Annotated in this window: 10 protein-coding genes; 1 reads left to right on the top strand and 9 read right to left on the bottom strand. The window is 67.6% G+C overall.

The genetic code is table 11. The features are described 5' to 3' along the window. Positions 1–66 precede the first annotated feature (66 nt). Positions 67–201, top strand: a complete 135-nt coding sequence (locus ABXG85_RS12320) for a hypothetical protein (RefSeq protein ID WP_353513921.1) — start codon at positions 67–69, stop codon at positions 199–201. Positions 202–219: 18 nt separating this feature from the next. On the opposite strand, the gene ABXG85_RS12315 is transcribed toward ABXG85_RS12320, so the two are convergent. The 9 genes from ABXG85_RS12315 to panC all read right to left on the bottom strand — a co-directional run bounded on the left by ABXG85_RS12315 (position 220) and on the right by panC (position 9,180). Next, complete coding sequence (locus ABXG85_RS12315) at positions 220–1,833, bottom strand: PEGA domain-containing protein (protein WP_353513920.1); 1,614 nt, start codon at positions 1,831–1,833, stop codon at positions 220–222. A 68-nt stretch (positions 1,834–1,901) separates the two neighbouring features. After that, positions 1,902–2,852 carry an acetyl-CoA carboxylase carboxyltransferase subunit alpha gene (locus ABXG85_RS12310; protein WP_353513919.1) on the bottom strand — a complete coding sequence of 317 codons (951 nt, stop codon included), beginning with the start codon at positions 2,850–2,852 and terminating at the stop codon, positions 1,902–1,904. Beyond that, the gene (gene accD, locus ABXG85_RS12305; RefSeq protein WP_353513918.1) at positions 2,836–3,693 is read right to left on the bottom strand and encodes an acetyl-CoA carboxylase, carboxyltransferase subunit beta; all 858 of its coding nucleotides are present in this window, start codon (positions 3,691–3,693) and stop codon (positions 2,836–2,838) included. Before accD ends, ABXG85_RS12310 begins: the two co-directional genes overlap by 17 nt. 1 nt (position 3,694) lies before the next feature. Beyond that, the gene (locus ABXG85_RS12300; RefSeq protein ID WP_353513917.1) at positions 3,695–4,057 is read right to left on the bottom strand and encodes a bactofilin family protein; all 363 of its coding nucleotides are present in this window, start codon (positions 4,055–4,057) and stop codon (positions 3,695–3,697) included. 10 nt (positions 4,058–4,067) lie between these two features. Continuing rightward, entirely contained in the window at positions 4,068–4,958 is an 891-nt protein-coding gene (locus tag ABXG85_RS12295; RefSeq protein ID WP_353513916.1) for a peptidoglycan DD-metalloendopeptidase family protein, read from the bottom strand. Between the two features lie 15 nt (positions 4,959–4,973). Beyond that, complete coding sequence (locus ABXG85_RS12290) at positions 4,974–6,248, bottom strand: thymidine phosphorylase (protein ID WP_353513915.1); 1,275 nt, start codon at positions 6,246–6,248, stop codon at positions 4,974–4,976. Positions 6,249–6,276: 28 nt separating this feature from the next. After that, the gene (gene fba, locus ABXG85_RS12285) at positions 6,277–7,194 is read right to left on the bottom strand and encodes a class II fructose-1,6-bisphosphate aldolase (protein WP_353513914.1); all 918 of its coding nucleotides are present in this window, start codon (positions 7,192–7,194) and stop codon (positions 6,277–6,279) included. A gap of 52 nt (positions 7,195–7,246) precedes the next feature. Continuing rightward, entirely contained in the window at positions 7,247–8,353 is a 1,107-nt protein-coding gene (locus ABXG85_RS12280; protein ID WP_353513913.1) for a type IV pilus twitching motility protein PilT, read from the bottom strand. Next, complete coding sequence (gene panC / locus ABXG85_RS12275) at positions 8,350–9,180, bottom strand: pantoate--beta-alanine ligase (RefSeq protein ID WP_353513912.1); 831 nt, start codon at positions 9,178–9,180, stop codon at positions 8,350–8,352. The genes ABXG85_RS12280 and panC overlap by 4 nt, the downstream gene beginning before the upstream one ends. Positions 9,181–9,189 lie beyond the last annotated feature (9 nt).

Raw genomic sequence — 9,189 nt, 5'->3', positions numbered from 1 at the left:
GTCCTATCTGATCCAGGATGCTGGCCACCAGGCCCAGGTGGCCCAGGTCGTACACCTGTAGGTTGGGTGTGGTTTCCATCCCAAAATCCTAAGGCCAAGGGAGAGGGGTGCGGAATGTCGGTTTTGGGGCTTCTTCTGGGGGCTTTGTACCTGGTGGCCTTCTCCTACCTGGCCTGGCGTAGGGAAAGCCCCGGCCCTTAGGGCCGGGGCCTCCTCGGGCTAAAGGGGCCTAAGCTCCAGGCGGAGGACCTGGTTGCCCCCTACCCGAAGGGGCTGCACCAGGGTGCGGTAGCCCTTGGCCACCAGGGTGAGCTCGTGCTCGCCGTAGGGGACCTCCAGGCGCAGGTAGCCGCCCCGGGCCACCCCCACCTCCTCCCCGTCCAGGAAGACCCGGGCCTCCACGTTGAGGTAAAGCTCCAACACCGCCCGCAGGGGCACCAGTTCCACGGAAAGCCTCAGGCTCTCCCCAGGGCGCACCTCCACCTGGGCCCGGTACTCGGCGTACCCAGGGGCCACCACCCGCACCTCGTGCAGGCCAGCCTCGAGGCTAAGGCGCACGGAACCCCGTCCCACCAAGCGGCCATCCACGTAGACCTCGGCTCCTTGGGGCCTAGCCTCCAGCCAAAGCTCCCCGGTGCGGATGGGAACGAGTCTCGCGGCAAGCCGCGTCTCCCGGCCTCGCTCCACCCGGAGGCTCGCCGTGTAGGGCTCGTAGCCGGGAAGCCTAAGCTCCACCCGGTAGGTCCCCTCCTCCAGGGGGAGCCTTAAGGGGGTGCGCCCCTTGAGCTGCCCGTTCAGGTAGACCTCGGCCCCTGAGGGGCTGGACTCCAGGAAAAGGGTGCCGGTGCGGATGGGGTTCAGGCGAGCCTCCAGCCGCGTGGTTTCCCCCCGGCGCACCTCCACCCGGGCGCGGTAAGGCTCATACCCGGAAAGCCTCAGCTCCACCTCGTACCGCCCCTCGGGCAAGGAAAGGCTCAAGGGGGTGCGGCCCCTGAGGCTTCCCTCCACGTAGACCTCGGCCCCGCTGGGGGTAGAGGCCACCGCCAGGGTGCCCTGCCGGGGCTCGGGGACGAGCTGGGCGAAGACCTGCACCCTTTCCCCCGGCCTCGGGTTCACCGCCACCCGGTAGGGCTGGTAGCCGGGAAGCCGCACCTCTACCTCGTGCCGCCCCGGGTTCACGAAGAGGGAGAGGGGCGTGCGCCCCTGGAAGCGCCCGTCCAAATAGACCTCGGCCCCTTGGGGCCTCGAGTCCACCGCCAAGGTGGCCGTAGACGGGGTGGTAGGGGAAGCGCTAACCCGACCCACGTAGTAGCGGGCCAGGTCCGTGACCCAGTCCCGGGCGGGAACGGGTTCGATAACGATGGAAAGGGCTTGGGCCAGGCCCTCCGCCCCCTGGACCCTAACCCGGTTCCCCTCCACGTCCAGGATCTCCGAGAGGGAAAGGGGCCTGCGGCTCGCCACCGCCAGGATGCGGTCCTCCCCCTCGGGGCCCGTCACCGTGTAGCGGTAGCGGCCCCCTTCCGGGGGAAAGCGCCGGGTTTCCCCGGCCCGGAGGAAGTTGTCCCGCTCGTAGGCGTTGGGCAGGATGGGGTCAATCCTGCCGTCGGCGTTAATGTTGAAAAGGTAGACGTAAGCGTCTTGGTTGACGTTCACGTAGATGTAGATGGGCTCGCCCACCTGGTAAACGGCACTCCCCCGCTTGGCCGGGTCCTTGTCCACCCAGACCCTTACCTGCAAGTCCGTGGGCACCGGGTTGATGAGGATGCCCTGGGGGCTAAGCTGTTGGGCCAAGGCCGAGCCCAAACCCAAGAGCGCCAAAAGGAACTTCCGCATATCCCTCACCTCCGCCCTCAGGCTAAAGGCTTCCTGTGAAAATCCTGAGGGAAGGAGGCCAAGGCCCCTTAAGACTCGGCGTACGCTCCCAGGGCGCGGAAGCGGCGGTAGCGGTCCTGGTAAAGCGCTTCCGGAGAGAGGGCCTTGAGCTCCTCCAGGGTCCGCAAAAGGGCTTCCTTCACGTTCTTTATGGCCTGGTCCGGATCCTTGTGGGCCCCGCCTTCGGGCTCGGGGATGATGGCGTCCACCACCTTGAGGGCCAATAGGTCCTGGGCCGTGAGCTTCAGGGCCTCCGCCGCCTTGGGGGCCTCCTTGGCGTCCCGCCAGAGGATGGCGGCGCAGGACTCGGGGCTAATCACCGAGTACCAGGCGTTTTCCAGGATGAGAACCCGGTTGGCCACCCCGATGGCCAAGGCCCCCCCGCTTCCCCCTTCTCCCAGGATCACGGCGATGGCGGGCACCCTTAGGCGTCCCATGCGCTGGATGCTCTGAGCGATGACCCAGGCCTGACCCCGCTCCTCCGCGGAAACCCCGGGATAGGCCCCCGGGGTGTCGATGAAGCTAATGAGGGGGTAGCCGAAGCGGTCCGCCAGGTCCATGAGGCGCATGGCCTTGCGGTAGCCCTCAGGATGGGGCATGCCGAAGTTGCGCCTGAGGTTTTCCTTGGTGTCCCGCCCCTTCTGGTGACCCACCACCACCACCTTCTCCCCCTCCAGGTAGGCGAGCCCCCCCACGATGGCGGGGTCGTCGGCGAAGGCCCGGTCCCCGTGGAGCTCCAGAAAGTCCTGAAAGGCCTTCTCCAGGACGTCCAAGGTGGTGGGCCGCCCCGGGGCGCGGGCGAGCTGCACCCGCTGCCAAGGGGTGAGGTGGCCGTAGACCTCCTGCTTGAGCCGGGCCAGGCGCTCCTCCAGGAGGCGGATCTCCGTTTCCAGATCCACGCCCGTGGTGCGGGCGGTTTCCTTAAGCTCCTGGATGCGCTTTTCCAGTTCCAGGATGGGCTTTTCAAACTCCAGGGGCATAGGGGACTCCGGGGTGCAGGTGGCGCAGGGCCTGGACCAGTTCGGCCTTGAGGCGGCGCCGGTCCGTGACCCGGTCCACCATACCGTGCTTCAGGAGGAACTCCGCGCGCTGAAAGCCCTCGGGAAGCTCCTGGCGGATGGTCTGGCGGATGACCCGGGGGCCGGCGAAACCGATGAGGGCCCCGGGCTCGGCGAAGATCACGTCGGCCAGGGCGGCGAAGCTAGCCGTGACCCCGCCCGTGGTAGGGTCGGTGAGGATGGAAACGTAGGGAAGGCGCTTGGCCCAGAGGAGGTCCAGGGTCATCACCGTCTTGGCCATCTGCATGAGGGAAAGGGCCGCTTCCTGCATCCTCGCGCCCCCCGAGGCGGCCACGATGACCAAGGCCCTTCCCTCCGCCGCTGCCCGCTCCACTCCCCGGGCGATCTCCTCCCCCACCACGCTCCCCATGGAGCCGCCGGCGAAGGCGTAATCCATGACCAAGAGGACGCTCGGGACCCCGCCGATGGCGCAGGTGCCGCCCAGGATGGCGTCCTTGCGCCCCGTTTCCTTCTGGTAGGCTTGCAGGCGCTCGGCGTAGGGCTTGGTGTCCACGAAGCCCAGGGGGTCCAAGGGGGCGAGGCGGGTGGTTTCCTGAAAGGTTCCCTCATCCGCCAGCATGGCCACCCGCTCGGCGGCGGACATGCGGTGGTGGTGGCCGCACTTGGGGCAGACGTAGAGGTTTTCCCTAAACTCCTTCTTGTAGAGCTGGGCCCCGCAAGCCTCGCACTTGGTCCAAAGCTCAGGGACGTCCCGGTTCTCCCCGCTTGGGCGCTTGCGGCGGAAAAGCCGTTCTAGGGCCACGCTACGCCTCCTTGGGGGCCTCGAGGGCCCGGCTCTCCCCCGCCAGGCTCTGGCCGATGAAGACCGCCCCCGCCTCCACGTCCAGGGCCTGGGCCCGCACGCTTCCCGTGAAGCGGGCGGTCTTGGAAAGGGCCACCTTGGCGGCGGTGATGTCCGCCTTCACCTCCCCGTGGATCTGGACGGTTTGGGCCTCCACCCGCTCTCCTTCTATGCGGCCCGTCCGCCCCACCTCCAGCTCCCCCTCCACGTAGACCGAGCCCCGCACCAGGCCGTCGATGCGCACCTGACCCTTAGCCTTGAGGTCGCCCAGGACCTCGGTCTCGGGGCTCAGGTAGGTGAGGGTGTTCTGCCTCCTTGCCAGCATCCGCCCCATTTTACCGGTGGGCCTGGAGGTAGGGCCTGGGGTCCAAGGCCACCCCCTGGCGGTAGACGCCGTAGTGGAGGTGGGGCCCGGTGGAGCGTCCCGTGGAGCCCACCAGGCCCAGCACCTGCCCCCTTTCCACCCTTTCCCCGGGCCGCACCCACACGCGGGAAAGGTGGCCGTAGAGGGTCTGGTAGCCCTCCGCATGGTCCAGGAGAACGGCGAGGCCATACGGCCCCATCCAGCCCACCCGGGCCACCACCCCGCCACCCGTGGCGTACACGGGAGCCCCGTAGGGGGCAGCAAAGTCCAGGCCGTCGTGAAACTCCAGGCCGGGGCCGAAGGGGTTCTTCCGGGTGCCGAAATAGGAGGTGATGCCCCCATAGCCCCTGAGGGGGAGCCCCCGGGGAAGGCTTGCCTCGATCTCCAGGGTTCGCTCCAGGGCCGGGGCCAGCTCCCGCACCTGGTTTTGCAGGTCCAGCACCGTGGCCCGCACCTCCGCCCACCCCGCCATGGCCCCGCCGCCCTGGCCCCCCGCCTGATAGCGCACGGGCAGGGCGTTCAAAGGGGAAAGCCCGGCGCGGCGGCGGAGCTCGTCAATAGCCTTTTTCAAGGCCTCCAGCTCCTGCTTGGTGCGCTCCGCCTCCTCAGAAAGCGCCCCGTTTTTGGCCTTCTCCGCCTCTAAGGCCAAGGAAAGCCTCCGGGCCTCGTGGGAGAGGGCCCGCATTCTGGCCTCCAAGTCCCGGGCCTCCTTGGCCCGGTGCCAGAAGTAAAGGTTAGCCCCGCTCCAGAAGGCCAAAAGGGCTAAGAGGAGGAGGGCCACCCACCCGGGAAGGCTTACGGCGCGGCTTCCCCCGCCGCTTTTGGCCAGGAGGAGGGTGTAGCGCACGGGCCGCCTTTTCATCCGGAAGAGTATACCCTACCCCACCGCCTCGAGGACCAAGGGGCTTGGGCTCGCCGCCTCGCCCAGGACGAAGGCTTGGCGCAGGTGGTCCAAGGCCTCCTCCACCCCCCGGCCCCGGTGGTAGAGGAGGGCCAGGGCCTCGCCCTGCTCCACCCGGTCCCCGGGCTTCTTGAGAAGGTAGACCCCCACCCCGGGGTCGATGGGCTCGCCCTTCTTGCGCCGCCCACCCCCCAGGGCCAACACCGCCAGGCCCACCCGGTAGGCGTCCACCTCCCGCACCACCCCGGCCTCTCCGCTCCTTAGGGGAAGCTCCTCCCCCAAGGGGAGGAGGGAAAAGTCCTCCACCACCCTGGGGTCACCCCCTTGGGCCTCGAGGAAGGCGCGGAACTTCTCCAAGGCGGCCCCGCTTTCCAGGGACTCCCGGGCAAGGCCTGGGTCTAAGCCCTCCAGCAGAAGCGCCTCCTCCGCAAGCCGCAAGGCCACGGCCAAGAGGTCCTCCGGGCCTTCCCCCTTAAGGGCCAAAATGGCCTCCCGCACCTCTATGGCGTTCCCCACCGCCCGGCCTAAGGGGGCCTCCATGCTGGTGAGAAGGGCCTTCACCCGCCTCCCCGCCCCTTGGCCGATCTCCACCATGGTCTTGGCCAGGAGACGGGCCTCCTCCAGGGTCTTCATGAAGGCTCCCTTGCCCACCTTCACGTCCAAGACGATGCTCCGCGCCCCAGCAGCGAGCTTTTTGCTCATGATGGAGCTGGCGATGAGGGGGATGCTCTCCACGGTGGCGGTGACGTCGCGAAGGGCGTAAAGCTTTCCGTCTAAGGGGGCGAGTTCGGGGCTTTGGGCGGCGATGACGAGGCCCACCCGCCGGGCCCTTTCCAAAAACTCCGCCTCCGTCATCTCCCCCCGCCAGCCGGGCACGGACTCCAGCTTGTCGATGGTCCCCCCGGTGTGGGCCAGGCCCCGGCCGGACATCTTGGCGAAGGTGCACCCGCTGGCCGCCAGGATGGGCCCCACCACCAGGCTCACCTTGTCCCCCACCCCGCCCGAGGAGTGCTTGTCCACGGGGTGGGGTAGGCCCGAGAGGTCCAGGACCTTGCCCGAGTAGGCCAGGGTCTCGGTGAGCCAAAGGGTTTCCTCCCGGTCCAGGCCCCGGAGAAAGGCGGCCATGAGCCAGGCGGCCACCTGGTAGTCCGGGACCTCCTCCTTTAGGTAACCGAGAAGGAAAGCCCTTAGGTCTTCTTTCTGGTGCTTTCCTCCCTCCCGCTTCTCGCGGATGAAGAGCACGGGGTTCATGGACCCATGCTACGCCAAAGCCCCGGTCCTAGGCCTTGCCCGCGGAGCCGAAGAGCTCTATGCGGCTTTTCACCACCTCCTTCACCGCCTCCCGGGCCGGGCCCAGGTACTTCCTGGGGTCAAACTCCTTGGGGTTTTTCCCCAGGGTTTCCCGGATGAGGGCGGTGAAGGCGAGGCGCAGGTCGGTGTCGGTGTTGATCTTGGCCACGCCCAGGGCGATGGCCTTCTTGATGTCCTCGGGGTGGATGCCCGCCGCCTCCCCCATCTCCCCCCCGGCGGCGCGGAAGCGCTCCACGAGCTCGGGCGGCACGGCGCTCGCCCCGTGGAGAACGAGGGGGGCGGGGACAAGCTGGGCGATGCGCTCCAGGCGGGGGTGGTCGATGAAGGGGCGTCCTTTCCCCTTGTAGGCCCCGTGGCTGGTGCCGATGGCCACCGCCAGGTAGTCGGCCCCGGTGCGCTCCATGAAGATCCGGGCCTCCTCGGGGTTGGTGAGGAGGGCATCCTTCTCGTCCACCGCCACGTGCTCCTCGATCCCCGCCAGGCGGCCCAGCTCCGCTTCCACCGTAACCCCCACGGCGTGGGCCGCCTCCACCACCCGCTTGGTTTCCCGGACATTGGTCTCGAAGTCCTCGTGGGACTTGTCGATCATGACGCTGGTAAAGCCTTCCCGCAGGGCCTTAAGGACGCTCTCGTAGCTAGAACCGTGGTCCAGGTGGATAGCCACGGGCACCCGCGCTTCCTTGGCCAGGGCCACCGCCATCTGGGTGAGGGCCCGGCCCCCGTACTTCATGGCCCCCTCGGAGAGGGCCAGGATCACCGGGCTCCTGAGCTCCTCGGCGGCCTCGAGGATGGCCTGGGTGAACTCCATGTTGTTGGTGTTAAAAGCCCCCACCCCATACCCCTCGGCCCGCGCCTTCTTGAGGATTTCCAGTCCCGTCACCAGCATAAGCGCCTCCGCCCGGGATTATACCCTGGGCGTGGAAGCGTGGAAACAAGGCCTAGTAGGCCTGCCCCGTGGCCTTGGTGAGGAGGAGGCGGAACTCGTGGGGGCTGGTGGCGGCGGAAAGGGCGTCCTCCAGGGAGATGAGGCCCTGGGTGTAGAGCTCCACCAAGTGCTGGTCAAAGGTGCGCATGCCGTGGATGCCCCCTTCCATCATGGCCTCCTTGATCTGCGGGGTCTTGTCCTCGTCCTTGATGAGCTCCCGCACGTACGGGGTGGCGATGAGGATCTCCAGGGCCAGCACCCGCCCCTGCCCATCCGCCCGAGGCAGGAGGCGCTGGGAAAGGATGCCGAGGAGGGACTCCGCCAGGAGGATGCGCACCTGTTGGTGCTCGTGAAGGGGGAAGAACTCGATGATCCGGTTGATGGTGCGCCAGGCGTCCAGGGTGTGCAGGGTGGACAGCACCAGGTGCCCGGTCTGGGCCGCCATGAGGGCGGCTTCCACCGTTTCCTTGTCCCGCATCTCCCCGATGAGGATCACGTCGGGATCCTGGCGCATGGCGTACTTGACCCCGGAGTAAAAGCTATCGGTGTCCAGCCCCACCTCCCGCTGCACCACCAGGCTCTTCTTGTGCTTGTGCAAAAACTCTATGGGGTCCTCGATGGTGATGATGTTCTTGGCATAGTGCAGGTTGATGTGGTCTATAAGGGCCGCTAAGGTGGTGCTCTTGCCGCTTCCCGTGGGCCCGGTGACCAGGATGAGCCCCCGCTCCTTGGCCGCCAAGCCCTCCAACACCTCCCGGGGCAGGCCCAAGGCTTCAAAGCTGGGGATGACCTCCGCCACTACCCGCATCACCAGGCCGAAGCTTCCCCGTTGCCGAAGGAGGTTGCAACGGAAACGGGCCACCCCGGGGATGGTGTAGGCGAAGTCCATCTCCTTGCGGTACTCCAGCTCCTCCTGTTGCTCGGGGGTGAGGAGGGCCCGCACGATGGCCTCGGTGTCCTTCGGGGTCAGGGGCCGGTTGCCAAAAGGCCTCAGCTTCCCGTCCACCCGCACCACCGGGGGAGCCCCCGCCTGCAGGTGGATGTCCGAAGCCCGGGCCTGGACCATGGCCTTGAGCATCTCCAAAAGGCTTTGCTTTCCCTCTTGCAGGGCCTCGCTCATGGGAGAACCTCCAGGTTGTCGATGAGCCTGGCTTCGGGAAAGCGCCCGGCCACGATGCCCCTGGCCCCCTCCACCCAGTCGGAAAGGGGCAGGAGGGTTTCCGGATGTACCAGGGCCAAGTAGTCCTTCTTAAACTCGGGGACCTCCGCCAACACCGCCTCCCCCGCCCTCAGGGCCTGGGCCACGCTACCCCCCTTTCTCGCCACCTCCCGCATGGCCGTAAGGGCCCGGTAGAGCACGTTGGCCTTCTTCCGGGTCTCGGGGGAAAGGTACACGTTGCGGCTGGAAAGGGCTAAGCCGTCCTCCTCCCGCACCGTGGGCACCCCCACCACGTCCAGGGGAAAGCCCATGTCCTGGGCCATCTTGCGGATCACCAGGAGTTGCTGGTAGTCCTTCTCGCCGAAATAGGCCCGGCGAGGCCCCACCAGGAGGAAAAGCCGGGCCACCACCGTGGCCACCCCTTGGAAGTGGCCGGGGCGCACCGCTCCTTCCCAAAGGGCGGTGAGGGGACCTTCCACCGATACCCGGGTGGCGAAGCCTTGGGGGTACATCTCCTCCACGCTGGGGGCAAAGAGGAGGTCCACCCCCGCTTCCTGCAGAAGGGCCTGGTCCCGCGCCAGGTCCCGGGGGTAGCGGTGGTAGTCCTCCCCGGGCCCGAACTGCAAGGGGTTGACGAAGATAGACACCGCCACGAAGGGGTTCTCCGCCCGAGCCCTTTGCACCAAGGCCAGATGGCCGGCATGGAGGTAGCCCATGGTGGGCACGAAACCCACCCCCTCCCGGGGCAAGGCCGCCCGAAGTTCCGCCACGGTGCGGACCACGTTCACGGGGCCCAG

Origin of the sequence: Thermus sp. LT1-2-5 (assembly GCF_040363165.1) — a bacterium.
Taxonomy (GTDB): domain Bacteria; phylum Deinococcota; class Deinococci; order Deinococcales; family Thermaceae; genus Thermus.
The sequence above is the reverse complement of the archived record's forward strand: the minus strand, read 5'-3'. Positions and strand labels throughout refer to the sequence as shown.